General features: G+C 43.6%; 22 protein-coding genes. 14 read left to right on the forward strand and 8 right to left on the reverse strand.

Annotated elements, in window-relative coordinates:
* Positions 1–32 precede the first annotated feature (32 nt).
* From HP552_RS06710 to HP552_RS06725, 4 genes are all read left to right on the forward strand, one after another.
* On the forward strand, positions 33–404 hold the full coding sequence (locus tag HP552_RS06710; RefSeq protein WP_175394797.1) for an iron chaperone: 372 nt from the start codon (positions 33–35) through the stop codon (positions 402–404).
* A 162-nt stretch (positions 405–566) separates the two neighbouring features.
* The gene (locus HP552_RS06715; RefSeq protein WP_246310787.1) at positions 567–1,652 is read left to right on the forward strand and encodes a threonine aldolase family protein; all 1,086 of its coding nucleotides are present in this window, start codon (positions 567–569) and stop codon (positions 1,650–1,652) included.
* Between the two features lie 153 nt (positions 1,653–1,805).
* A complete protein-coding gene (locus HP552_RS06720) occupies positions 1,806–3,059 on the forward strand; it encodes an MFS transporter (RefSeq protein WP_175394799.1) in 1,254 nt (417 codons plus the stop codon).
* Between the two features lie 166 nt (positions 3,060–3,225).
* Positions 3,226–3,579, forward strand: coding sequence for an MmcQ/YjbR family DNA-binding protein (locus HP552_RS06725; RefSeq protein WP_175394800.1), 354 nt, complete (start codon positions 3,226–3,228; stop codon positions 3,577–3,579).
* A gap of 122 nt (positions 3,580–3,701) precedes the next feature.
* On the opposite strand, the gene HP552_RS06730 is transcribed toward HP552_RS06725, so the two are convergent.
* From HP552_RS06730 to HP552_RS06740, 3 genes are all read right to left on the reverse strand, one after another.
* Entirely contained in the window at positions 3,702–4,532 is an 831-nt protein-coding gene (locus HP552_RS06730) for a carbohydrate ABC transporter permease (protein ID WP_175394801.1), read from the reverse strand.
* Between the two features lies 1 nt (position 4,533).
* On the reverse strand, positions 4,534–5,406 hold the full coding sequence (locus tag HP552_RS06735) for a carbohydrate ABC transporter permease (protein ID WP_175394802.1): 873 nt from the start codon (positions 5,404–5,406) through the stop codon (positions 4,534–4,536).
* Positions 5,407–5,475: 69 nt separating this feature from the next.
* Complete coding sequence (locus HP552_RS06740) at positions 5,476–6,789, reverse strand: ABC transporter substrate-binding protein (RefSeq protein WP_175394803.1); 1,314 nt, start codon at positions 6,787–6,789, stop codon at positions 5,476–5,478.
* 207 nt (positions 6,790–6,996) lie between these two features.
* On the opposite strand from HP552_RS06740, the gene HP552_RS06745 reads away from it, so the two are divergent.
* On the forward strand, positions 6,997–8,760 hold the full coding sequence (locus tag HP552_RS06745) for a sensor histidine kinase (protein ID WP_175394804.1): 1,764 nt from the start codon (positions 6,997–6,999) through the stop codon (positions 8,758–8,760).
* A 20-nt stretch (positions 8,761–8,780) separates the two neighbouring features.
* Entirely contained in the window at positions 8,781–10,283 is a 1,503-nt protein-coding gene (locus HP552_RS06750) for a response regulator (protein WP_175394805.1), read from the forward strand.
* Between the two features lie 166 nt (positions 10,284–10,449).
* Here the strand turns inward: HP552_RS06750 and HP552_RS06755 are convergent, their stop codons facing one another.
* Positions 10,450–10,863 (reverse strand): MerR family transcriptional regulator, encoded by a 414-nt coding sequence (locus tag HP552_RS06755; RefSeq protein ID WP_175394806.1) that lies wholly within the window; start codon positions 10,861–10,863, stop codon positions 10,450–10,452.
* 292 nt (positions 10,864–11,155) lie between these two features.
* Here HP552_RS06755 and HP552_RS06760 point away from each other — a divergent pair, with 292 nt between their 5' ends.
* Positions 11,156–12,196, forward strand: a complete 1,041-nt coding sequence (locus tag HP552_RS06760; protein ID WP_175394807.1) for an NAD(P)-dependent alcohol dehydrogenase — start codon at positions 11,156–11,158, stop codon at positions 12,194–12,196.
* Between the two features lie 436 nt (positions 12,197–12,632).
* Here HP552_RS06760 and HP552_RS06765 read toward each other — a convergent pair whose 3' ends face one another.
* Positions 12,633–14,123, reverse strand: coding sequence for a glycoside hydrolase family 43 protein (locus HP552_RS06765; RefSeq protein WP_175394808.1), 1,491 nt, complete (start codon positions 14,121–14,123; stop codon positions 12,633–12,635).
* Between the two features lie 175 nt (positions 14,124–14,298).
* On the opposite strand from HP552_RS06765, the gene HP552_RS06770 reads away from it, so the two are divergent.
* Entirely contained in the window at positions 14,299–15,207 is a 909-nt protein-coding gene (locus HP552_RS06770) for an ArsR/SmtB family transcription factor (RefSeq protein ID WP_175394809.1), read from the forward strand.
* A gap of 386 nt (positions 15,208–15,593) precedes the next feature.
* Complete coding sequence (locus tag HP552_RS06775; RefSeq protein WP_376768943.1) at positions 15,594–17,579, forward strand: methyl-accepting chemotaxis protein; 1,986 nt, start codon at positions 15,594–15,596, stop codon at positions 17,577–17,579.
* A 121-nt stretch (positions 17,580–17,700) separates the two neighbouring features.
* Here HP552_RS06775 and HP552_RS06780 read toward each other — a convergent pair whose 3' ends face one another.
* A complete protein-coding gene (locus HP552_RS06780; protein WP_175394811.1) occupies positions 17,701–18,570 on the reverse strand; it encodes a helix-turn-helix domain-containing protein in 870 nt (289 codons plus the stop codon).
* 233 nt (positions 18,571–18,803) lie between these two features.
* Here HP552_RS06780 and HP552_RS06785 point away from each other — a divergent pair, with 233 nt between their 5' ends.
* Positions 18,804–20,003 (forward strand): MFS transporter, encoded by a 1,200-nt coding sequence (locus tag HP552_RS06785; RefSeq protein WP_175394812.1) that lies wholly within the window; start codon positions 18,804–18,806, stop codon positions 20,001–20,003.
* Between the two features lie 228 nt (positions 20,004–20,231).
* Complete coding sequence (locus HP552_RS06790) at positions 20,232–20,981, forward strand: gamma-glutamyl-gamma-aminobutyrate hydrolase family protein (protein ID WP_175394813.1); 750 nt, start codon at positions 20,232–20,234, stop codon at positions 20,979–20,981.
* A 508-nt stretch (positions 20,982–21,489) separates the two neighbouring features.
* On the opposite strand, the gene HP552_RS06795 is transcribed toward HP552_RS06790, so the two are convergent.
* Entirely contained in the window at positions 21,490–22,098 is a 609-nt protein-coding gene (locus HP552_RS06795) for a hypothetical protein (protein ID WP_175394814.1), read from the reverse strand.
* A 439-nt stretch (positions 22,099–22,537) separates the two neighbouring features.
* On the reverse strand, positions 22,538–23,398 hold the full coding sequence (locus HP552_RS06800) for an alpha/beta fold hydrolase (protein ID WP_175394815.1): 861 nt from the start codon (positions 23,396–23,398) through the stop codon (positions 22,538–22,540).
* Between the two features lie 287 nt (positions 23,399–23,685).
* Here HP552_RS06800 and HP552_RS06805 point away from each other — a divergent pair, with 287 nt between their 5' ends.
* From HP552_RS06805 to HP552_RS06815, 3 genes are all read left to right on the forward strand, one after another.
* On the forward strand, positions 23,686–24,264 hold the full coding sequence (locus HP552_RS06805; RefSeq protein ID WP_175394816.1) for a TetR/AcrR family transcriptional regulator: 579 nt from the start codon (positions 23,686–23,688) through the stop codon (positions 24,262–24,264).
* Between the two features lie 179 nt (positions 24,265–24,443).
* Entirely contained in the window at positions 24,444–24,794 is a 351-nt protein-coding gene (locus HP552_RS06810; RefSeq protein WP_175394817.1) for a DUF3221 domain-containing protein, read from the forward strand.
* Positions 24,795–25,725: 931 nt separating this feature from the next.
* Positions 25,726–26,964, forward strand: coding sequence for a saccharopine dehydrogenase family protein (locus HP552_RS06815; RefSeq protein WP_175394818.1), 1,239 nt, complete (start codon positions 25,726–25,728; stop codon positions 26,962–26,964).

A 26,964-nucleotide genomic window follows, 5' to 3' on the forward strand; every position in this document is an offset into this window, starting at 1 on the left:
AATAACATCAATTACACCTAGGAGGAGTTTTAATGGAAGAGTTTGAAGATTACCTCGCACGTATGGATAACCCGGAACACCGGGCAAGAACAGAAGAAGTTCTGCATTGGGTCGCTACGAAATTTCCAAATTTAAAGCCGAAGATTGCATGGAATCAACCGATGTTTACTGATCATGATACTTTTATCATAGGCTTTAGCGTATCCAAACAGCATATGGCAGTTGCCCCTGAAAAGGCAGGCATCCATCATTTTTCAGAAGAGATTGTGATGGCCGGTTATGATCATACAAAGGAATTGATCCGTATGAAATGGAATCTCCCGGTCGACTTCTCTTTGCTTGAGAAAATTATCGAATTTAACATTTTGGATAAGGCTGACTGCTCGACGTTTTGGCGGAAATAAAAAGAACAGAACATATCTGAAGGTCATTTTAGTTATATAACTATTAGAGAGGTGTGGGTAGTAATGGGTCAACATTCTGGTCATGAAGTGGAAGAGGAATTGGCAGATGCAGCCGGTGAAGAGTCTAATGGATATGGTTCGAAAGAAACACCAGGCTCGTTGATGGAAGCGTACATGCAGGCTGAATATATCGTCAGTGGTCATGGCAGCCGCAAAATTAAAGTTCTGCAGGAAGCATTTCAGCACATGGATGGAGAGATGGACAGCGACCATTACGGAAATGGGGAAACCATTGAACAGTTCCAGCGGCAAATGGCTGAAGTGCTGGGCAAGGAATCGGCTATATTTTTCCCGAGTGGTACCATGTCTCAGCAGATTGCGTTACGTATCTATTGTGATCGGAAGGGACTGAAGCGCGTAGCTTATCATCCGCTATGCCACATTGAGATTCATGAAGAAAACACCTTGAGAGAGCTTCATCAGATTGAAGCGGTGTTACTAGGGGAGAAGGATCGTTTAATTCGATTGGAAGATGTAAAAGCCATCGAAGGCGACATTGCTTGTCTATTACTTGAACTGCCACAGCGGGAGATCGGCGGACAACTGCCTTCATATGAAGAACTTGAAGCCATTTCAGCCTATTGCCGAGAACAGGGTATCAAGTTACATTTGGACGGAGCCAGGCTGTTTGAAATTACACCCTACTATCAGAAGACCGCGGCGGAGATATGCAGCCTGTTTGACAGTGTCTATGTATCCTTTTATAAGGGGATTGGTGGTATTGCAGGAGCCGTATTGGCTGGAGATGCAGACATGATGCAAGAATCCAGAGTATGGAAGCGCCGGTTTGGCGGGGATCTGATCGGCCTGTATCCATACATTCTCAGTTCCCAATATTATTTTGATCAGCGCAAGGATAAAATGGGAGTCTATTATGAACATGCCAAGCAGCTAGCCGCTATGCTGAATCAATGTCATGCGGTACGGACGCTGCCAGAAGTACCAGTTTCCAATATGTTTCATGTTCACATCGCATTAGCACAGGCTGAGGCTGAACCTATTTTCTCGAAAATGACTCAGCAGTTTGGGATAGGCTTAACCTCCTATCTAAATGAAAGCAATGAGACGGGGCATTGTTCATTTGAACTTTCACTGGGAGATCGTTATGAAACCGTACCACAGGATCAGCTGCAGGCTGCTCTGGAGTGGCTGGACGAACAATTTCGTGTACTCGTTCCGAAGAGTTAAAATAAGCGTATCATCATTGGGAAATACATGCTATAAAATCAGTCTTTAGTAGGAGGCGCACGATAACGATGTCCGTATAATTATGATGTGAAAGGAGACGTCATATCATTATTTTGTATGGGCATCTTTATCAAAAATTGGAGGTTGAGGAGATTGAGTAGGCACGAAAAAAGCACCAATGCACCTAGCCTGTTTCGCAACCGGTTCCTTCAGACGATATTATTATCAAGCGTTCTCCTGCAGATCGGTATCTGGGTACGTAATTTTGCTATACTCCTATACGTTGCGGAGACAACAAACAATGATCCTTATGCGATCTCCCTCATCAGCGTCGCAGAATTTGCACCCATTTTTGTTTTTTCGTTCATCGGAGGCACCTTTGCGGACCGTTGGCGTCCGAAGCGAACGATGATCTGGTGTGATTTATTATCTGCGGTATCGGTATTTGTAGTACTTCTGACCATCCATTACGGTTCTTGGCATTCTGTCTACCTGGTCGCATTCATCTCGGCTATTCTTTCGCAGTTCTCCCAACCTTCAAGCATGCGATTGTTCAAGTATCATGTAGCCGAAGAGCAGCTGCAGCAAGGCATGGCTCTGTTTCAATCGCTAATGGCCATCTTCATGGTGCTCGGCCCGATGCTCGGGACCTTCGTTTACAGCACGTTTGGACTTGAAGTGTCCATTGCTGTCATGGGTATCGTTTTTCTGCTCTCCGCACTCGTGCTCATTCGTCTGCCAGAGGACAATATGCAAGCACAAACAGTTGCAGTTAAAGGACAGTTCCGTAAAGAATTCGTGGAAGGCTTTCGCTATGTATGGCAAAGTCAAGTGCTGCGAATGCTTGGACTCGCGTTTATTCTTGCGGGACTCGCTGTTGGCGTAGCCCAAGCGCTCAACCTGTTTATCGTAACGGAGCGGCTTGGCAGAAGCGAGGAGTTCCTGCAATACCTGCTAATGGTGAACGGAGCAGCCATGCTGATCGGTGGCGGTATCGTAGCCGTTTTCGCGAAGAAGGTTCCGCCGCAAGTTCTTCTTGCGATCGGCATGATCGCTGGCGCGGTCTGCACAGCCATTGTAGGGTACTCAACCAGCGTTCCTGTCACTCTGACCGTTCAATTTCTGAATGGGTTAGTGTTCCCTTGCATTCACATTGGGATCAGCACAATGATTCTGAAATGGTCAGAGTCTTCGATTGTCGGTCGGGTGAATGGGGTTCTGAATCCGATGTTCGTAGGCATGATGGTCATTTCCATGTCCTTCGCAGGTGCGCTGAAGGATGCCTTTTCACTGAGCACGATCTATAGTGGAGCAGGATTTTTGTTTCTCATTGGCGCATTGGTGATGGTGCCGATCATGAACCAAAAAGCGCCGGAAAAAGCACCACCAGTTGCACAAGAGGTATAGTCAGCGATATCCATAAGGGTTTAGTCCAGAAGAATCGGCTAGGAAAATGCCGGTTCTTTTTTCCTTTTGTAGAGTAAGGATGCTTGCATATATACCACAGTTCATACAAAATGAATGAGATAAATGGAGTAAACCCAGAAATGTACAGATGGAGGAAATAGAGCAGATGACGTTGGAAGAGTTAACGGAGTACTGTTTGTCTTATCCCAGTTCATACGAAGATCATCCATTCGGAGAAGGATGGACGGCGATACGCCACCAAGGAAACAAAAAATTGTTTGCACTCATTTTACACAACTATAACGGTCATGTATGTGTGAATCTGAAGTGTGATCCTGAACGTTCGGATTTCTTGCGGAACGCATTCCCGGAGGTAACACCTGGTTACCATATGAACAAGGAACATTGGAACACGGTTAATGTGGAAGGTAAACTGCCGGAAGAGGATGTGCATGGAATGATCAAGCATAGTTTCGAACTGACAAGGCCCAAGCGGGTTAAAAAGAAAAGCGAATCATAAGCACAATTAATCGTGCTTACGGTTGCGCCAAAAAGATGAAAACCCACCTTAATGAGTGGGTTTTTTTGGTGCAATTTGAGAGATTTCGAATTTCTATCTTAAAGTTCCTAACCTCACGAAGCTCAGCCTTTAACTGCTCCAGCCGTAAGACCGCTTACGATGTATTTCTGACCAAATAAGTACAGGATGAAAACAGGCAGGGAAGTAAGCACCAGATTGGCAAAAATTAGATTCCAGTCCCGGCTGTATTTGCCGTAAAAATTATAGATCGAAAGCGGCATCGTCCACGTTGAGCTGTCCGTAAGGAAGTACACCGGTATTGTGATATCATTCCATACGGACATGAACACCATGATGGCTACCGTAGCGTTAACAGGCAGAATGAGTGGTGTGACGATGCGGAAGAATACACCGAACACGCTTGCGCCTTCCAGAAACGCCACCTCGTCCAGCGCTCTCGGAATCGTTTTGATAAAACCACTATACAAAAATACACTAAAAGCCGTATTAAGAGCTGCATAAATTAGGATGACGCTTGTGATACTTCCGTAAAATCCCAAACCCTGCACGACCCGAATGGTCGTAATAATTGACATCGGAGCGATCAGCCCCATGAAAAAATACATGTAGATGGCACCGGAAACTTTCGTTTCCCGACGTGCCAGGATGAATGATGCAGCCGAAGATGCAGCAATGTTGATCACGGACGAAACGCCTGTAATCCAGATACTGTTGAGAAATGCCCGGGACAGACCGCCTTCTTCGAAGACTCGGACATAGTTTGAGAATTGCCATGTATCAGGCAGGCTCAGTGAGAAGCTGAGCACTTCAGCACTTGTTTTGAACGAACCGAAGATCAGAATCACGAGCGGCAATAGAACAATCAGGGAGGCCAGAATCAGGAACCCTTCCACAATGTAATTGCGGATGGCCAGTTTGCGTGTATAACCCATATTATTCGGTAACCTCCTTACGACGCATAAAAATCAGCAGTGGAATGGCAATAATGGTGACGACTACGAACAGCAATGTATTGACTGCGGTACCGAGTCCCCAGTTGCCTTCACCGAAGGAGCGCAGAATAATGGTGCCCACAACCTGAGACGCGTTACCCGGTCCTCCGCCGGTCATGACGTACACTTCCGAAAATACTTTGAGTCCGCCGATGAGCGTCAGCATCAGGTTGATGTTAATGGCTGGCAGCAGTAGTGGCAGGGTGATTTTGAAAAAGCTTTTCCATGAACTCGCCCCGTCTATGGTGGCAGCCTCGTAATATTCCTGGGAAATGGATTGCAACCCGGCCAGATAGATGGCCATCTGGAAACCGGCACTCTGCCAGATGGAGACAATGGCAATTGTCCAGATGACAATGGATGGGTTGGTGAGCCAAGCCTGGCTTAATGAATCCAAACCTACGGATTCCAGCAAGCGATTGATCGTGCCTTCCGTGCGCAGCATCGGTGTAAACAGAATGCTGATGACAAGAATACTCAGAATGGATGGGGAGTAGAAGATGGCACGCAGCAGATTCTTGGTTCTTAGTCTCATGTTAAGTCCTACGGCCAGCAGTAGACCGATGACATTTTTGCCGATGACCGTGACGATCGCAAATATCGCCGTGTTTTGAAGTGCCAGGATCAGCGTTTTGTCGGAGAAAATCTTCTTGAAATTATCCCAGCCGATGAACTGCAGTTCCAGTCGGTCCAGCCGCCAATCCGTAAATGAATAGTAGAAACCTGCCATGGCAGGAATAACGAAGAAGATGGAGTAGATAAGCAGTGCCGGAAATATCATGTAATACGAATATAAATTTTTAGCCCTTTTCATGTCTCACGCTCCGTTATAGCTTGGTCAGCATATCACTTAGGAGTGCTATGCTGACCTGTATTTATCTTCTTAGAAACCGGCCACACCTTTGTCTTGCATCAATTGGCTGAATTTCTCGTCCCATGCTTTCAGTACCTCTTCCGGTGTCAAGCCGCCTGCAAACTGATCCTGCAGCAATCGGTACAGCTCACTGCGGTCAACCAGCATATAGGCATCCGTTGTTAACACGGTTTTCTTAGGGGTAATGTAATTATCCACGATGTCCTGCTTGTAGGCAGGCAGCTCCGGTGTTGTAACATCACTGAAATTGGATACATAACCTTTGGAATCCACGATCTGTTGCGCAATTTCTTTGGAGGCGATAAAGTCCAGGAACTGTTTGGCCTCTTCCAGATGCTTGGATTTTTTCGGAATGAACAGCTGTCCGCCGAGTGGACTTGCTCCCAGGCTTGCATCCTCAGAAGACGGGATAGGGAATACGCCGAGCTCCATGTTTGGATCCTGCTGGGCAACCCCTTCAATTAGCCAGTCACCCATAAACATCATGGCGACTTCCTTGTTTAGGAATTTACCCACGGCCATGTCGTAGCTGTCACTAAGCACGTCAGCATTGGTGTATCCTTTGGTGTATATCTCATATTGCTGTTCCAGGAATGTTTTGAATTCCGGGATATCAGACCATTTTTTCTTGTTGCTGTTCAGATCATCAAAAAACGTTGGCTCATTCTTGGCTGCAAAATCGGCAAACGCTGCTGCAGGCCAGATGTTGGCGGCCCAGGCATCTTTGTACGGCATAAATACGGGGGTGATGCCACTCGCTTTGATTTTTTCACAAATGGCCAGAAATTCTTCGTAGTTTGTCGGAATCGATAGGCCGAGTTCCTCAAAGATCTGTTTATTGTAAACAACCCCTTGCATACCTGTATCCTGGCTGACATGGAAACTGTAGAGATGACCACCGGAAGACAGGACGTCTTTGTTCACAATTCTGCTCGCCCACGGCTCGTTATCCAGGATCTCGAAGTTGCGTTCAAGGTTCAGATCCGTCACTGCGCTCGCGAGATTGTATTGAATGATGTCAGGCGTTTCGTCAACAGCAAGCTTGGTTTGTAATACGGTTGTGGTTTGTTCAGCTGGAATCAGCTGCAGATTCACGCGAATGTTGGTCTGTTTTTCAAACTCATCCAGAATGTCCTGCTGAATAAAGGCAGAGTCCTGCGAACTTTTGGAAATGGCCAGTTCCAGGGTGACCTTGGCATTTTTGCTGTCTCCGCCAGCAGACGTGCCGGAATCAGAACTTCCTGATCCGCAAGCGGTTAACGAGATGGATAATAAACTGGCTAGAACAATAGATAATGCTTTTTTTCTCTTATGCGTCTTCAAAGCAAATCCCCCTCTAAAACGTTTTATGAATCCGTTTACAAATTTAATTATAAATATTTATTGGTCCCCGGTACATGTCTGTGCTTGAACGTTTATGTGTAAAATCCTGAACTTGAAATCGCTATCATTTCATTCAAGTGCATGATACAGTAAGACATAAATGATTGTGAATGTCAGATCATGTAGAACAGGGGGAGCTTACGAAGAATGGCGAAGTTCATACATAGGGCAACTCAATTCAGTTTGCAAACCAAGGTTTTTTTGACGTTTCTGGCACTGCTTTTGTTCGTGCTGGGCTGTTTTATCGTTTATGTAAACATTGTCGTTATTCGCCCGCTCAAACAAAAAACAGAACAGGATACCCTAGTGACAGCGACAAAGGTAAGAGAACAGGTGGATCTCTATGTGGAGCAGCAGAACCAGATGTCCCAGCGAATCTTGTCCAGCAAGGATATTTTTGTCACAATGGACAAAAGTTCCTCGGCTCATAGTAATTATGAAAGGTTGAAGCAAATCCGGAAGCTGAAAGATATTATGTTTCAGGCCATCGGGCCCAGTATGAATATCAAGGACATGTCAATTTATGACAAACAAGGCGTGCTGCTTACGTCGTATCTCGGAACCGGCAATCTTCCGGCGATCCTGAGCACCATGGTGGAAAACAGCAGTGTTGGACGAAAGTGGGAGGGGAGCGGATTTATTCTGGTCCGGGAATCGGATACCATCTCCTTTATTCGTACGATCAACGATCAGAACGGCAAGGTATACGGTTATCTTAGCATTCAGATGGATCAGGCTTATATTCAAAAGCTTACTGAAGGAATTACAGCTGGCGATGTGTATATTCTGAACCAGCAAGGTGAGCAGATGACCGGCTCGGAAACAGCTGCGAAGTCGTTGAAATGGGCTAAGACATTGATTGACGAAGGATTGTATGTAGACGAACACAACAACTACGTGACGCATTCCACATCTCCCAGCACGGGTTGGATTACGTATATCGTTACACCAAGAAAGTCGGTATTAGGCTCGATCCATTCTGTACAGAGCATGTCCATTCTGTTGATTACGGCATTGATGCTGGTTTCGTTTGTCTACATCTTCCTGACGACGCGCAATCTATTGCTTCCCATCCGCAAGCTTCGCAGCCAGATCTGGCGCATCAACTATAGCAATATGAATCTCAAAGTGGATGAAAGGCCAAAGAATAATGATTTGCTGCTGTTGAATGAGGCTTTTCAGGATCTGATGGAACGATTGCAGCAATCCATTGACCGTGAAAAAGCGGCACTGCATGAAGAGGTCATGGCGCGGAATTCGGCGCTGCAAGCTCAGATAGCCCCTCATTTTATCCATAACGTGCTTTATTTAATCAGCATCGCTGCACAGGAGGGGAGAACCAAAGTTGTATCCGATATGTGCAAACACCTCTCGGACAGTCTGCGGTATATCGTATCCTCACCTTATGCACATGTGACCCTGGCTGATGAGCTTGAGCATACCAGACATTATTTATCGCTAGTACAGCAAAAATATGAGGAAGACCTGGAATGGGACATCAGCGCTGACGCGTTAGCGAGTGAGATTCGGCTGCCCCGGTTGATTATTCAGCCTTTTGTGGAAAATTGCATTGAGCATGCCTTTTCCAATACTGCACCGCCCTGGCGTATTCGAATTACAGTGAAGCAATATAACGGATTATGGGCGCTTGAAATTAAAGATAACGGAGAAGGCTTCTCACCCGATAAAATCCGGGAAATCTTAGCCAATGTTCAGGAATCAGATGCCGGGATGAATCAACTGCCCCATCATCCAACGTCCCTCGGTAATATGGGAATACTCAACAGCGTTAACCGACTTAAACTGATGTATAGTAACCGGCTTTTTTTTAACATTTTCAATAATCAAGCGGACGAGGAAAGAGGAGCAACCATTCAAATCATCGGCTCGCTGACAAAAGATTTTTACTGAGCAAAGGAGAGACACAGGTGATGTATAACGTCATGATCGTTGAGGATAGCAAACCGATATTGCGTAATATTAAGATGCTTTTGGATGCGCTTACCTTGCCAATTCGGGTAGTGGCTACGGCAACGAACGGGGAGGATGCCCTGGCAGCGATTCACCTTGAGCACATTGATCTACTCTTAACAGATATTCGGATGCCCAAGATGGATGGCCTAACGTTAATCGAGCAGGCAAAGCTAGCCAATCCGGACCTGAAAGTCATATTAATCAGCGGCTATAGCGACTTTGAATATACACGAAAAGCTCTGAATCTGCAGGTGTTCGACTACTTGCTGAAACCCGTGGAGCAAGAGGCGCTGGAGGAGGTCATGGGCCGGGTCATGGAGCAGCTCGCTCAACAGAAGTCTAAGAACCTCCAGGAATTGCAAGAGATCGTCGATCCCCAGTGTCATGCTGAATTACAACAAGGGGACGATTTTTCTCTGTTTACACAAATGATGATCATTATACGCAAACAGCCCTTCACCTCAGACCGGGAGCGGTGGACCCATCAGAAGCTTCTGACCATAGTGGAGGATTTATTTGCTCCACAGCCATGTCACGTATTTCTGAGTCAAACGCCACATCAATTTATCATGTTCGTAAATAAGGGGGTTCTTGCATTATATTCTTCTGTGCATGAGTGTCTGGAATCGTTGCGACGGCATTTAATTGCCCACAACATGGATGCCATCATCGGGGGGCAGCTGCTCTCTTCTGAATCCGTCCATTTGCCTGAACTCTATCACCAAATAACATCGATTTTGTCGGCTCAGCAGCGGCTGAAACAAGGGCTTGCACTGGATACTGGAATTCCTGTTTCGATGGCAAGATTGGAATCAGGCTGCCTGAATTCCGTGTTGGAATCTGCTTTTGTCCATATGATGCAAAATCATCAGAAGGATCGATTCACTCTGAAACTGTCCGAGCTGCAGGACCGTTGGGCGGAGGACAATGTGCATGTGAAAGAAGTGGAACGATTCATCGGTTTAGTGGTGGATACGTTTGCTCATCTGTACGAAGAACAGGGCTCGGGAATTAGGCTGGGTCTGGAGCTTAGAGCAAGAGAACTTTATGAGGAAAAGACATATGCTGATTTTTGCCGGGAACTAACGGAATGGACAGGGCAGTGCTTTGATATGCTGCAATCACATGTTCGAAAAAGTAAGGCGGTCCTATTCGAGCAAATTGACGAGTATATCAAGCTCAATAAGTATTCCCACTTGTCCATCAATGATATCGCCATGAAGTTTCACGTCAGTCCATCTTACGTCAGCAGAGTGATCAAAAACGTCACGCAAAGCACATTTGTTCAATATTACACCCGTCTGAGGATCCAGGAAGCCTGCAGGCTGATGGAATGCCAACCCGACATGAAGTTCAAGGAATTATCGGATTTGCTATCATTCAGCGATCAGCATTATTTCTCTAAGGAATATACGGGATTCAGTCCCACGGAATATAAAGAACAGATGCCCAGCAGTTGAAATACTTTGTGAGTGATATCTGGACTTGTAATGGATGCCGAGAAGAACAGGACCCGATTGAGTTTAAGATAAACGGAACACACCAACTGAATCGGCAACTTTGCAGCAATGATTAGCACAAAAAAACCAGACCCTCAAAGGAGTCTAGTTTTTTTTGTGTTCCTCTTTAGTTGGACATCGAATGACTAATCTTATTCTGTTTATGAATTTCTTCCGTTCCGGCTTCGAGGGCAGTTTTATAATAGGCGCATTTATGTTCTATGACTTCCATGGTCTTTCTCAGTTCTTCCAACTGTGCTTCTACACTAGCCTTTCGCTCAATAAACATGTCGTACCTTTCCTGCAGCGTGGAATCGCCTTCGGAACACCATTCGATGAAATCTTTGATATCCTTGATTGGCATACCGGTAAGTTTCAGGCATTGAATGATCTTTAAGAAATCGATGTCTGAATCTTTGAACTTGCGTACTCCGCTAGGGGTACGTTCTACAAAAGGCATAAGTCCTTCCTTATCGTAATAACGCAATGTATATACGGTGAGATTCAATTCTTTGGCAACTTCACTGATCGAATAAGGCATTTGTCTTCTCCTTTTCTAGGCATAGACCTCGAGCTAACTCTAGGATATGTGTGAAATTTTATCACTCTGTATTCAGGATGTCAAAATTCACAGAAACATGAAGGGTATGAAGCGGTATTCTAAAAACCACCTAAATTTTTTTAAGAATAGACATTTGACCTAGAGTTAACTAGAGGGATTATGATGAGTTTGCAAGAGAAAAGAGCAGGGATAAAATTAATGTTTATTCTGATATGTATTGTCCCTAACGAGCGTTTCTCTTAAAAAATGAACATTTCAGGAGGTTACTATTATGATAACTGCTAAAGCACGAGCTGTGGACGGTCCGGACCAATCGTTCCGGGCGGCTGAAATTAAACGACGTGATTTGGATACTCATGATGTCCTGATCGAAATCAAATATGCCGGCATTTGTCATTCTGACATCCATACGGCTCATGGTGAATGGGGCCCTGTGAATTATCCGCTTGTACCTGGACACGAGATCGCTGGTATTGTTACGGATGTAGGAACCGAAGTGTCGAAATATAAGGTCGGTGACCGAGTAGGGGTCGGATGTATGGTTGACTCCTGTGGCGAATGTGAGAACTGCCAGCGTGGAGAAGAGCAATATTGTCTCAAAGGAAATATTCCTACCTACGCAGGTGTTGATAAATACGGCGAGCCTACACAAGGCGGCTATTCTACCCATATTGTCGTGACTGAGGACTTCATCGTCCGGATTCCTGACAACATCGGGCTTGATGTCGCTGCACCATTACTTTGCGCAGGAATTACGACATACTCGCCGCTTCATCACTGGGGAGCAGCTCCAGGTAAAAAAGTAGCTGTAGTAGGTATGGGCGGACTTGGTCACATGGCTGTGAAAATTGCACATGCCATGGGCGCCGAGGTAACTGTTCTGTCCCAATCGTTGAATAAAAAAGAGGATGGCTTGCAGTTCGGCGCTGACCATTATTATGCTACAAGCGAAGGGGAAACCTTTGAGAAACTTGCGGGTTCCTTTGATTTGATTATTAATACGGTAAGTGCCAATATCGACATTAACGCTTACTTCGGATTGCTCACTCTGGATGGTACGCTGGTTAATGTAGGAGCACCAGGGGAACCGTTAGCTGTAAACGTGATGTCCCTCATCGGCCACCGTCGTTCATTTGCAGGATCCATGATCGGGGGCATTCGCGAAACTCAGGAAATGCTGGATTTCTGTGCGGAACATAACATCGTGCCTAACATCGAAATCATCTCGGCTGATCAGATTGACGAAGCCTACAAACGGGTATTGGCTTCCGATGTGAAGTATAGATTCGTCATTGATATTAGCACCATGTAAGCTGTGTAATTAAACGCAAACTTGTACCATAAACGAGGGTGTCTCCAAAGCTTTAGCTTTGAGGACATCCTCACTTTTTTTTGCTGGAATTTAATAATTGAAAAGATTTCAGATCGCATTAGTCCGAGACAACAAACCCATCAAAGTTCTCTGGGACAACGCGAACCGTACCGAGCAAATTAGAGCTAACGTATGCGCTATAGGTTAATTGGGGCAAGAGTGGTGGATTAAAATCATTTCCTGAGAAGGTGATCACTTATGGCGCCAAAACACTCAATCCAAATGTGGATGTTGCGGAATAATGTGACAGAATAGTATATTCAAATGTTTTTAGTTTGAATGGACTCCTTGTCTCTAATAAAAGAAAAGCCCTTTTTCCCGTAGAAAACCGAGAAAAGGGCACTTCCTTTTTTGTCTTATTTGGTTTAGCTGTATATTAAATATAGTCACACTTAAACTCGGAGAACTCGGCCAAAGCACCATGTCCGTAAGCATATAAACCGATAACAACACCTGTAAACCCGCCGGCGACCTCAGAGGAAAGGTATTTTGTTTGTGCACTGCCCAAGTGAATATCCTCGCCATCTGCATGAAGTATGAAGGTATAGCGATCATGAGCTGCCCGGATCTTCAATGCTGCTTGATTACTGTTTCCCAAGTCTACTTCATTTTCAATGGATTTGATATCTCCTATATTAAGCCGCTCGATAACCTTGTATCCGTTGTTGTCTTTCCGTATAGCTATATCATAGTGATGGTGTTCATCCATATAGAGGGTGATACCCGCTTCTCCGTCAGTGAGTGTGACATCACATGAAATGTCCGCATTGAAATCTTTTTGCCGTATACCGATGAAGGTGGGTGTATCCGGTTGATCCAGCGAAATTTCTGTCCCTTTCAGTGTGAGCTTGTTTGGCTGTAAGAGATAATTCTGCGAATGAGGGTGTCTAAGGTAACACCATTCCTTGTGCCATTCCGTATTTTCAAACGTAAATGACTTTTTCTCTGCCTGAACAACCGAATCGGGTATGCGATCTGTTTCGAAAGTTAATAGAGTGGTCCCATTATGACCAGCTGTAAACCAGCCATCCTCATGAAATGTTACAGGCGCCAGAAAAACTTCGCGGCCAAGATGATGAAAAGTCTGCCATTGTCCAATTTGCCGGAATCCCAAATGGAAGAGCCACCAATTCCCCTGATTATCCTGGATTAGATCCCCATGCCCTACACCCTGCAGCTCATAACCGCCCAGATTCCGGTTGGTAAGGACCGGATTGTGAGGATAGGCTTCGAAAGGACCGGATACAGAGGAGCCTCTGGCATACGTTTCCATGTGGCCATACTCGGTACCTCCTTCAGCAGCCAGCAGATAATATAGGCCATTGATCTTATACATATGAGGACTTTCCAGATAACGACCGCCTGAACCTTGCCAAATCGTACGGCTTGGTGTCAGCTTCTTGCCGGTTTCAATCTCGATTTCACATTGTACGATACCCGATACACCAAAATCATCGGAGCCGTTGCTCATGAAATACGCTTTATGGTCTTCAAAATATAAGTCCGGATCAATTCCACCCTGATCTACGTAAATCGGTTCAGACCATTCGCCATAAATGTCATCTGTCCATACATAGAAATTTTGGTGTGTCGTATCATTTGTCGTCGTCATATAAAATCGTCCGTTATGGTGACGAAGAGTAGGAGCGAATACGCCTCCTGAGCTATTCACATGTTCAAGTTGGACCTGGCTTGTCTTGGTCAGACAATGACCGATTTGCTCCCAATTAATAAGATCTTTGCTTTCAAAGATCGGAACGCCGGGAAAATATTGAAATGAACTGCAAATCAGATAATAGGTATCGTTTACTTTACACACACTTGGATCTGGATAAAAACCTTTAACGACCGGATTATTAAACTTCATCTGTTCTTTCACCTCAATGATTAATTCATATAAATAAGAATTCTAATCGCATGGAATAATGAAATTAAACACCACTATTCATTTTATTTCAATATAAATGGGTTGTATTTTCTTTTAATATTCTATAAATTTATATAAATGTGATTTCAACAAGAGTCTTCAGGAGAGTGTGTACATGATCCGATCAAACGGAGAATCCAAATTTATGGCATTATACGATGCATTGGCTAGTGAAGTCCGATGGAACATCATGAAGTTAATTGCCGATCAAGAAATGAGTGTCAAGGATATAGCGGCCAAGATCGAACTCAGTCCGTCCATTGTGACAATGCACGTACGAAAACTCGAACAAGCAGAACTCATTGGGAGTCGCAGAGTGCGGCGAAACGGTGGGACACACAAAATGTGTTTTCTCAAACAAAAAAAGATTGAAATTGAACTGCCTTCTGCCAGCAGAGTTTCGAATATAAGAGAGCAGACCATTTCCGTTGGTCATTACACCGCATTTGATATCCATCCAACCTGCGGACTGGGTACGCGAGAGAAGGAGATAGGAATATGGGATGATCCTCGTTACTTCCTGGATCCTGAGCGGGTTCAAGCCTCCATATTGTGGTTCGGGAGGGGCTATGTTGAATACAAAACTCCGAACTACCTGTTCCCCGACCCAAAAGTTGAAGCCATAGAAATTTCCATGGAGATTGCTTCAGAAGCACCAGGGTTAAAAGACGATTGGCCATCGGATATTACATTTACGTTTAATGGCGTTGTCCTGGGAACCTGGACGAGTCCGGCGGATTTTGGACGAGCGGCACGCGGGAAATATACACCGGAATGGTGGCATCGTAACGTGAATCAATATGGCTTGTTAAAGACGATTCGAATGGATACGTCGGGCACATATATAGATGGAGAACAGATGTCAAACGTGACTTTAGAAGATATTAAGCTGAGTGAACCGTTCTGGACCCTTCGATTCGCGGTTGAGGAACAAGCCGTTAATGTCGGGGGATTAACCCTGTATGGGGCAGGTTTCGGCAATCATGACCAGGATATTGTGATCCGCGTACATCTCGGCGACTAAACTGAATATAGTTAACAAATTCCTTTTATTTATGCTATAATACAAAACAAATAAGGCTTGTTACTGATCTTTTTCAGGCAATACCTATGTATATAAATGCCCAAAGTTTCTTTGGGTGTGTATATATATGGGTTTTTTTGTGTTTACATTCTGGATCGAATTGAAGTTTTACCAGTGTTAAATTCAACGGAGAGGAGTTCTATTCTAAATTCTGTTTATTACTTATAGAAATAAATTATACCAATAATTAAATTATTTCCTAGATATACCGATATATAGTGATGTTCAGAATTCATAGTGAGAGGGCGATACATTTGAAAGAAAAAAAGAAAAATAAAAAGAAAGAAATATCTTTTGTTAAAAAAGGGGTATCTGTTTTACGTCTAATGAGTACCAGGCTAATTGCAGCTTTCCTTATTGTACTCATTATTCCAACTGCGCTTATCGGATATTTCTCCTATCACAGTGCGCAGGATCAGGTTCAACAAAGAATGACAGATCCAATGAATACCATGTTAACAATGACAGGGCAGCATATTGATAACCTGGTGGGCGCAAAAGCACAATTATTGAGTTATTTAGATAACATGTTTGGCTCCGCATCCATCGAAGCGAACACCGAAGCGGTTCAAGCAGAAATAAACCAATTAGCTGATACATATCCTGATATTCTCTCCATTACGGTAGGGAATGACCAAGGAAACTTCATTACTTCTCCAGAAATAGGGGAAGCAGCATATGATCCACGCAGTGCGGAATGGTACACCAATAGTAAAAGCAACAATGGAGCTCTAACTTTTTCTGACATCACGAAAGACCCGGTTACCGGAAAGATTTATGTGGAGATATCAAAAGCTCTAACTAACGAACAAGGTGTGGCAAGTATTAAACTTGATCTTGAGCCACTAGCCAAAGAGCTATCTTATGTGGATGTTGGAGGCAATGGAAGTCTGATCGTCGTTGATGCCAATCGAACCATCGCGGCTTGGTCCGGTGCCATTGCAAAAGGTGGGGGAGGAGAGCTCGGCGGAGCGCTTATTGACGGAATACCAGTCCATCCCAATACAGCTTCAAGTTCTGATGAACCGATGGCCTTCTCCCAATTTGTGAGAACGGACTTGGAGTATGACTTGGAGGTTTATAATGGTGTTAATGCTTTAACGGGTTGGAATGTCATTGCTTTGATGGGCCATGAAGATTTCATCGCCGCTGCGAAACCAATCCTGGTCACTAGCCTCACGGTAATTATTATTTCTGTATTGTTAGCCGGAGTCATCATATTCTTTATTCTGAGATCATTTATGATACCCATGCAAAAACTGCGAACGGCAACCCGCAGTGTACGGGAAGGAAATCTTTCGGAGCGGGTTAACCTAAAAAACAAAGACGAATTTGGTTTATTGGCAAATGATTTTGACCAAATGACCATTTCGCTGCAGTCCGTTGTTAGTGAACTGAATCAGACATCCTCGTTGCTAAGTCATTCATCACAATTGATACAGGAAAGCACAGAACAAACCGCCGCATCGGTTCAACATGTTGCCGAGACCATGCAGCAGACTGCCGAAACGGCTGTAATTGGGGCGGAGAATTCGGAACAAACTGCGAACGCAGTGGAAGAAATGGCCAGAGGCATCAGTACGATCGCAGAATCTGCGAGTGCAATTGTTGATTCGGCCGAAGAGACGGAGCGTGCAGTGGCAAACGGTGGAAAAACCATAAACCAAGTCGAAGAACAAATGGAACATATTCTTGGAGCTGTTGAAGAAACATCAGCTTTAATTAACGAGCTGTCCAATCTATCGGCAGAAGCCAATCGAATGAACGAAGCCATTGCCGATATTTCTCGACAAACCAATCTTCTGTCACTGAATGCTTCTATTGAAGCAGCGAGAGCAGGGGAACACGGAAAAGGTTTTGCTGTTGTTGCAGGCGAAGTACGTATGTTATCCTTGCAGTCCAAACAAAGTGCAGAACAAATTGGTGCTACCATTGGCAAAATGTTCGATCTGATCGAGAAATCAACTTCACTGATGAATGATAAAGTACGTAATCAAGTTGGTGAAGGGATGCGCATTAGCCGAGAAGCTTCTGCTACCATATCCAACATTGAACAATTTACAACGCATATTGTGGATCAAATCCAAGATGTTTCTGCTGTATCAGAGCAGCTGTCAGCAAGTACGGAGCAGGTCTCTGCTACGGTTGCCGAAATGGCCAATATCTCGAAAGTGTCGGCTGACAGTGCCCAGACTACTTCGGCTGCAGCCCAAGAGCAAATGGCGGCAATGGAGGAGATCTCGGCATCATCTGTGCAGCTGTCCAAAACGGCTGAGAATATGCAAAAGCTGGTTCGTCGATTTACGCTCTAAACTAGATGTAAGGTTAGGATAATACACAAAGGCGCTCCCAATAAGGAGCGCCTTTGTGCTGTACGATTAGTCCGGAATCATATGTTGAGCAACGAGGAGGTTAACAAGGACATTTAATTTTTTACTGACTGGATGCAGCATCGCCGAACATGTCCTTTTGATTTCGTTTCCGGAAACTTCGCGGAGATTCTCCGACCGTTTTCGTAAACAGAATGGTGAAGTAATTGGGATTATCATACCCGACCAATTTAGCAATTTCCCATATTTTTTTCTTGGTAGAGACTAACAAGCGGGTCGCTTCACCCATTCTTCGCTGGATCAAATAATGATAGGGTGAAGTACCATAGCGATTTTTGTACATATGAATCAAGTAATAAAAATCAATATGAAATTGATCTGCAAGTTCCTTCAGTTTGATGTTTTGCCGGTAGTTGGTATCCAAATAGTCCTTAATGCTCTCGGCAAGGGTGTTGCTCCGAACAATTTCTCCTGCAGTGAGCTGATGACGGGACATTCGATCAATGATCACCAGTACAGCTTTCAAGACGTATTGGGAGATGGACTCGTATCCATCCTCTCGAATAGAAAACTCACTGAACAGGGACTGCATTAACGAATGAAGCTCGTCTGAGTAGCGGTTTGCTCTAATGATCGGCTCGCTCCCTGGAGGAATGACCCAATCGTTATGATCACGGATACCTTCTTTAAAACGAAAGCCGCAATAAAAGGTGGACAACGGAAACACAGGGTCCGATTTCTCCTCATGGAGTGTTCCTTTATTGTAAATGAGCAGATCCCCCTTTTGAGCCCAATGCTTCACACCATCAATGGTGAAGGATCCTTTACCTTCATTTACGTAAATGATCTCATGGAGATCGTCATGTTTATGCGTTGGAAAACTCCAATGGGGGTTATCGGCCAGCTTCCCCACGTAAATAATGATGCAATCTTGATCCTCATTCAATTGGCCGGGTTCGTGACGTGTATTCATCTATGTCTTCCCTTCGAGGTTCTATGATGAAATGACAACATTCATAATGTTTTGAAATAAAACCACAACAACCTTGATTGTCGCCCTGGCATATCTGACAGTACAATTTCACTATCCAATATGTACTATATATCGAAACTGAAGGGATGGGAATGCAGAAATTACACTGTTTAGAAAACGTTTTAGAAATTGAAGCGCTTGCAATATTAGAAAGGATTAGTGAGAACTGATTTATGACTAGAACTAGAGAGAATTTACTTATTTTAACACTTACGCTGGTTAGCTTTGTACTGGGAACAACCGAGTATGTGATCGTAGGTGTATTGAAGGAAATTGAAAGTTACATGAAAGTGTCCCTCGCTGCCGCAGGTGCTCTTGTTTCTGGTTTTGCCATTGCCTACGCAGTCGGTACACCATTCGCTGTGGCTTCCTTGGCGAAAATATCCAGAAGAAGCTCCATTTTAATTGGATTTGCCATTGTGCTTGCTCTGAATGTATTGACTGTGTTTTCAACAACGTTTACTTCCCTGATGGCGATTCGGATCATATCAGCCGTTGCTTGTGGACTTACGATATCGCTTTCGATCTCGATCGCAAGCGACGCAGTGAATCGGGAGCGGAGGGGAGAAGCCATCGCGTGGATTCTGGGCGGCTTCTCCATCGCGAATGTGCTAGGTGTTCCGCTTGGTACGTTCATCGGACAGCATCTGAGCTGGTCCATGACATTCGTCGTCACCGCATGTATTGGTGTTGTGCCGTTTGTGTTCATGTTCCGGATACTTCCGCGCCGCACGACAACCGTTACTGGTTCGTTCAGCGATCAGATGGCTCTCTTTTTGAAGCCGCGGATCTTGCTAGCCTGTCTGATCCCGGTATTGGGAAACAGCTCCATCTTCGTAACGTTCACGTATATCACCCCGATTCTGAGTGAGTCCATGGGTGTGCCTGCACGTTGGGTTAGCGGCGTACTCCTCATCTATGGAGCCTGCAGCATCCTGAGCAACTGGATCGGTGCCAAAATAGCCAAGGGCGATTTCTTGCCCAAGCTCAAGTGGCTTTTTGTGATTCAAGCCGTTATCTTCTTGGGACTGAGTTTTGCCTTGTCCAATCTGTGGCTTGGCTTGGCGTTCCTGTTCCTGATCGGATGCCTGTCATCTTCCATGAGCGCTGCATCCCAACTCTATTTGTTCGACGTATCTGCAGCGATCGCACCGAATTCAAAAGCGTTTGCGTCTACACTGCTGCCTGTGGCGGCTAACGTGGGGATTGCAGTCGGTTCAGGAGTCGGGGGGATTGCCGTCAATTTGGGTGGTGTGAACTGGGTACCTCCGGTTGCTGTGGTGCTAGCTTTGCTGGCTTTTGCCATTACGAGAATATGCCAGCGTTCCATTCAATTGAATTCGGAAGAAGCAGCCACTTCAAACGCGGCTTAGATTTGAAGATTTGGATTAGACCTAGTGTATGGTACTTCAGCATACATTGGGTCTTTTTATTTTTAAACAAATCTAGATTTAATTGTGCTCGGAGAGTAGAACTTTAATAGTAAGAAAGTGCAACAATTTAGTGAGCTTGTATATGAGGAGTTCTGATAAAATAAATGAAAAGATTTCTCAATCCACAAATGTGATCTTCATGCATTCAACCAATGAGGAGGTAAACCAATGAAAAAGCCCATGATCGGTGTCCTGCCATTATATGATTCAAACAAAGAAAGCTATTGGATGCTTCCAGATTATATGAACGCCATTGAAGAGACGGGTGGAATTCCGGTCATGCTCCCTTTGACCCAAAACCTCGAGATTATTGCAGCACTGGCTAATGCGTTTGATGGATTTCTGTTCACAGGCGGACATGATCTCCATCCGGAGCTTTATCATGAAAGGGTAGAGGATACCTGTGGGGAGTTATGTATTGAACGCGATAGGATGGAGGCACTCCTTTTTCAAAAAGTAATAGAGCTCGATAAACCAGCCTTTGGCATATGCCGCGGACTACAACTATTTAACGTGATGTTGGGTGGGTCTCTGTATCAGGACATCCCTACACAGGTTCATTTGAGCGATCCAGTTAACCATAAACAAAGCCCACCATATACCAATCTTGTGCATCAGGTACATATTGAACAAGATAATTTGCTGCATGATATTGTACAAACAGATATGATCCAAGTGAATAGTTATCATCACCAAGGGATCAAGACGTTATCAGACAAGTTAACTGCAGCGGCAGTTGCTGAAGATGGTCTGGTCGAATCTGTGGTTATGCCCAACCAAAAATTTGTGTTGGCTGTGCAATGGCATCCAGAGTACAGTTATAAAGTAGATGATCATAGCCATAGACTATTTTCAGCTTTTGTCACCGCTTGTAAACCTCTAAGTGCTGATAACAATGTCGAAGAAATCACCGCTTAAATGTAAGCAGCTGGTTCGTTTATGATCGGCTGCTTTTTTATTTCAGATTGGACCCGATAATCAAGATTCAAAACTTTAATTAGAGTACTATTAAGAACCTAATATCCCATTTGTTATTTTAGATAAAATCCTACTTAAACAGAAATGTAATAGGGATAATGTCACTAATATGATCAGAATGAATATGCCAACGCTTTTAAATTGGATTGGAATGAAGTCTGCTAGCCAATTTCCGCCTATGTAAATACAAATAAACGCAATTAAAATTGCAAATACATAAGTAATAGTAACCCCGATTAACTGTTTAGGTGATAGCTTTTTCAATACATTTCTATGCTTCCACATTAATAATACGAATAAAAGTAAACTTATTACCGTCGTTATTATTTCTTGGATTATAACCAACTCCTTCCTTATCTACATTAAAAATTAATTCGGAAAGTGGAGCATGCTGCAAAAGCAACTGCTCCCTTTTTTGTTTACATTTATAGTGCTCTTACATCAAACTCTAATCGATATTTTCAATACGCCATTTGCCTTCTTTGTTTTTTGTAAAGAAGTAAGTAATAGCTGTGTTCTCAATACGCTCATCAGCATATTTTTTGGCATATTGAATGCCCACTCGAATTTGTTCACGTCCATCAATTTTTATTTTCTCCAGAAGATCCAGATCATAGAACATATACTGCACGTCTTCTTCACTGAAAAAGATTGATTCTTTCCGAGAACCTTCATAGAGATATTTTCCGAATTTTTCTTTGTTATTCTCCACAACGGCTTCAATGTTGCTTTTGAATTTTGAGATAATATCATCGTTAAAAAAGCTTTTTTTATATCGGTCAAAATCAATGAATATACCTTTTTCAAAGTTTGCCGCTGAAATCTCTTTGAGTTCCAAACCTTTTGGATTAATTAATATTTCCGATTCTGTTGGGGAAGTGCTTGAAGTTGGTATTTGGCTTACTGGTGTATTGCTGGGTGAAGGTGTCTGGCTTGTATCACTGATCGATTCTTCACTACTGTCAGGAACGTAGGTATCACTCGATTTTTCACATGCAGATAGCAGTAAGACTCCACTAATAACTACAGATAAAAAGCCACGAGATAGTTTTTTCATTAAGGAACCCTCCGATATTAAAAAAATCAACTAAAACATCCCATAACTCTTTTACTTTCATTCTGGAATTGTTAAGTACTCTATCATTCACTATTACAAACAAAACTAATGGACAAAGGTTTGTAACGCAGAAGAAATCCATCCTTCGATTTTGAAATCTGAGCCATGTTATAACATTTCATTATATGAAAAATTCACAATAGAAAAACATTTCTCGTACTTTGTATCTATCATCATAATCAGTTACGTTTACACTCCCTCATTGTTACAAATAACTACAGAACTAAGAAATAAAATTCAAGCTCTTTTTTTACATTGTCTATCTTTTGTGAATGGTTCAAAATAATAGGTAACTATAACTAAAAAGAAGACCCCTTGTTTGTCAGATACAAACAGGAGGCCATCTTAATTAGCTACTTCATCAGATTACAGCCTACTACTACAGACTGCGCGACGCTTCGTTCGTTTTGAACTGCTCATACTCTGAACTCATTCCATCCAGGAAGGTTAACAACTCCTGGTTGAACTTTTCCGGCTCGTCGAAGAGCATGGCATGACCGCTATCCTCGAACTTCACCAAGCGAGCATTTGCGATGCTTTGTGCCGTTAATTCTCCTAGCTCAGGCACGACAATTTTATCTTTTTGTCCATGGAACACAACTGTGGGTATGTTAATGGAAGCCAGATCATTTCGAAGATCTTCGTCTCTTAATGAGGCTGCGGCTTTGATGGTGCCATGGTGAGATGCCTGATAACAAAGAGATTCGAGCCACACCAGCATACCCGGATTTGATTTTGTTTTCGTGAATTTCAGACCGAGTTTATTGAGCATTGCAGGTCTGTTGTCGTAAGTAGCGTTGATGAGCTGGGAGGTTACCTCATCCGGATCCATTCCGTACTCTATACCTGGGCGTCGGGTAAATACAGGCGTGGCAGCTCCGGCCAGCAGCAGTCTTTCTATACCGTGACCCTGATGACGTGCCATATAGCGTGATGCTATAGCTCCACCCATGGAGAAACCAACTAGAGCTGCATGATCCAGGTGAAGTTCATCAATAATTGTACGGAGATCATCTGCCATCCGGTCATAAGAATAACTTTCCCAAGGCGCATCGGATTTGCCAAATCCACGAATATCGATCCCAATACACCGGTAACCATGAGAAGCCAGCAATGTATATTGATATTCGAACATGAGATGGTTGGCTGGCCAGCCGTGAAGGAAGATGACCGGTACGCCTTCACCAATATCTTCAACATAGATTTTTACTTTGTCTTCTACCTGTACATATTGTCCCATCTTGATTCCTCCTAACAATTTACTATTACAGTACAGTTACTTCGGTTAAGAACTCGAATAAATCCGTTCTGCTCATACAATATTAAACTCATACCTATGGACACAAACAATCCAGCTTTTATAGAGCGATCGTTCTTTATTGAGTGCAGGGTTGGTAAATAGTGGGGGATTCCAAAAAAATCTTTGGAACCTGTTTACCAAGCCAGAATTAAGACTCCATTGATATTCTTTATCGATCATTCTCAAAATGGTATACTTGTAATGGTTGATGATTGGAGGGAATTCAAATGGCCAGAAGCAAGGAATTTGAAGAAAACGAAGTGCTGGAAAAAGCCATGAAGCTTTTCTGGGAACAGGGATATGAGAAAACGTCGATGAGTGATCTTGTCGAGCACATGGGCATCCATCGCAGAAGTATCTACGATACGTTTACAGATAAACGAACCTTATTCTTTAAAACAATGGAGCGCTTCGAGAACCGAACTGATGCTAAATTAGGGGCGGGCGTCAAGCAAGCGAAGACAGCGAAGGAAGCACTTCAGTTCATTTTTGATTATATGAGTAACGGTGAAGAGGATGCTCCACCTGGATGCATGTTCGTCAATTCTGCTGTAGAAATGGCTTGTCGGGATGAAGACGTCGATGCCAAGGCAGTTGGAGGCTTCGAAAAAGTTGAGCATCTGCTTGTGGAGATTGTTACGTGGGGACAACAAAATGGGGAGTTCACAGATCGATATGAGGCTCAGGAATTAGCTGAGTATTTGCACAATGCTCTAACAGGACTAAGAGTGATGGCACGGACATCGGTGTCAAAAGAAAAGCTCCATCGCATTACCAAGATGACCATGCAGATTTTAGAAAAATAGAAGTCTTTTGGAGACGGGCCGGTCGGTAGGTAAAGTTGTACTTGAGCATTTTTAAGCGAATGCATCGAAGCCGCATATTTGCGGCTTTTTTAGTTAGTTACTGTTTGGTGAAAAAGCAACTAATGTTCCACTTTTAGCGTCTTCTATAGAAGATAGCTGTATTGTGAGGAGGAGTATGATTGAGAAAACCAGTCATAGGTGCGATTGTATTAACTTTCCTATGTTCTCTTAGTGGATGCTATTTCTTCTCAGCAAACGAAACAGGGGATTATATTATATTGAAGGAAGAAGAACGAATCCTGGTAGCGGAAAATATACCTCCAGAAGAAGCTGGGAGTAATCTTGCTGCTCTCAGAGAAAAGAAAATTAAAGTCATCTCCTACATTGTGGAAGATTCCGAGCTCTATGAACAACTGGAAGTGGGGGACAAAGTGAAAGTCTCACCAAAAGTAAATGAAGAAGGGTTCTATGTTGTCGGACAATCTGATCCACCTCAAATTGTAGCGGGCAAGATCGAAATAGAAGAATGAGCTAGCCAATGACAAGTAAATAAGTACAAATAATAGTCGGAGAATATAAATGGTTAATGGTGTAAACTTACGTTATCTTTAGTAACTATACAAATGCTTGTTGATAAATATGATTCCATTGATAACTTAACGTGTTTGAAGGAGCAGAGAAAACGTGCATTTCTTTGAGAAATGGTTTTATATCAATTAAGAACGAGCTTCTTCAGTGATGATGATTTCCGGTCATACGTTAATGTTACATTGTGCAAACGTCAAACATGCATTTAACCAGCTTAGTAATCCATTCGAAATACGAAAACAGATTTGAAAAGTTGAACGAAAAAGGGAGCTTCCAACCCAGGGTGAGGTCAGTCCACAATGAGGAAAAAAACTTTTTTGAATTATGCCTTGATTTTTTTTGGAGTGTTTGATATTGTTTAACCTGTGATTTTGGAAAGCCGATATATCAATTGGAACGAGAACTTTCCAGCAGATAATTTTGACCACTTCCTCAAGGGAGTCAAGGCCATACGGACAGCCGGGTCAAACGCCGATTGGCAACTACATGTTGCCTTATTGATTGAGTTAAAAGCTCAAATTTTATAAGTTGGTTACTTTACAACCAGTGCAATTGCACATCAACTTGTGAAACGGTCAATAAGAGTGGTAAAGGCGAATTATTTGCTATATAGACTCTGATCTAATATTGATATACATGAGGGAGCTTTCCGCTAGAGGAGTTCTTGGGAACTTTTTTGGTCATGGAGACTTTACGTTTTTTCACGATGTATATCGACAAGCAAGTGTGATGATGCGCGATTGCGGCATTTTTCACCTTGCTTTTTTTGTTGTATCAGGAACAGACGGAAGTTGGAAAATGAGAAGACCTTGAATCGGACGTTTTAATCAAAAAAAACAAAAAAATCTACATATTGGGATAGGAGAATGAAAAATGGGAAAAGCACTAATCATCGGCGCCGGCGGCGTGGCTTCTGTGGCAGTACACAAATGCGTTCAAAATAGCGAAGTTTTTGAGGAAATTTGTATCGCGAGTCGTACAAAATCCAAATGTGATGAACTCAAAGCCAAGCTGGACGGTGGCAAAACGAAAATTACGACAGCACAAGTGGATGCGGACAATGTAGACGAACTGATTGCCCTGATCAACGAAGTGAAACCGGATATCGTAATGAATCTGGCTCTGCCATATCAAGACCTGACAATCATGGATGCGTGCCTTGCAACCAAAACGAATTACATGGATACAGCAAACTATGAGCCGGAAGATACAGCAAAATTCGAATACAGCTGGCAATGGGATTATAAAGAGCGTTTTGAAAAAGCAGGAATTACTGCACTGCTCGGCAGTGGTTTTGACCCAGGTGTAACTGGTGTATTCTCTGCGTATGCCCTGAAACACTATTTCGACGAAATCGAGTACATCGATATCCTGGACTGCAACGGCGGCGACCACGGTTATCCGTTTGCAACCAACTTCAACCCGGAGATCAACATTCGCGAAGTTTCGGCTAACGGAAGATACTGGGAAAATGGTGAATGGATCGAAACAAAACCAATGGAAATCAAACGTGTCTACGACTTCAAGGAAGTTGGCGAAAAAGACATGTATCTGTTGTACCACGAAGAGTTGGAGTCTCTGGCGAAAAACATTCCTGGTCTGAAACGTATCCGTTTCTTCATGACATTTGGCCAAAGCTACCTTACTCACCTGAAAGCTCTTGAAAATGTGGGCATGACTTCGATCGAACCGATCGAGTACGAAGGGAAACAAATCATCCCGCTGCAATTCTTGAAGGCTGTATTACCTGATCCGGCGTCCCTTGGACCACGTACTGTCGGTAAAACGAACATCGGTTGCATTTTCAAAGGGAAAAAAGACGGCAAAGACAAAACATACTACGTTTACAACATCTGTGATCACCAAGAGTGCTTCAAAGAGGTTGGTTCCCAAGCCATTTCATATACTACAGGCGTGCCAGCAATGATCGGTGCAGCAATGGTGATGACTGGCAAATGGAACAAACCGGGCGTATACAATGTTGAAGAGTTCAATCCGGATCCATTCATGGAAGAGTTGAACAAATGGGGTCTTCCATGGGTTGAGGACTTCAATCCGGTGCTCGTTGACGAACTCCCGGAGGAAGTCAAAGAAACGGAGCTCGTTCGTTAA

It is taken from the genome of Paenibacillus xylanilyticus (genome assembly GCF_013359935.1).
Classification (GTDB): Bacteria; Bacillota; Bacilli; order Paenibacillales; family Paenibacillaceae; genus Paenibacillus; species Paenibacillus xylanilyticus.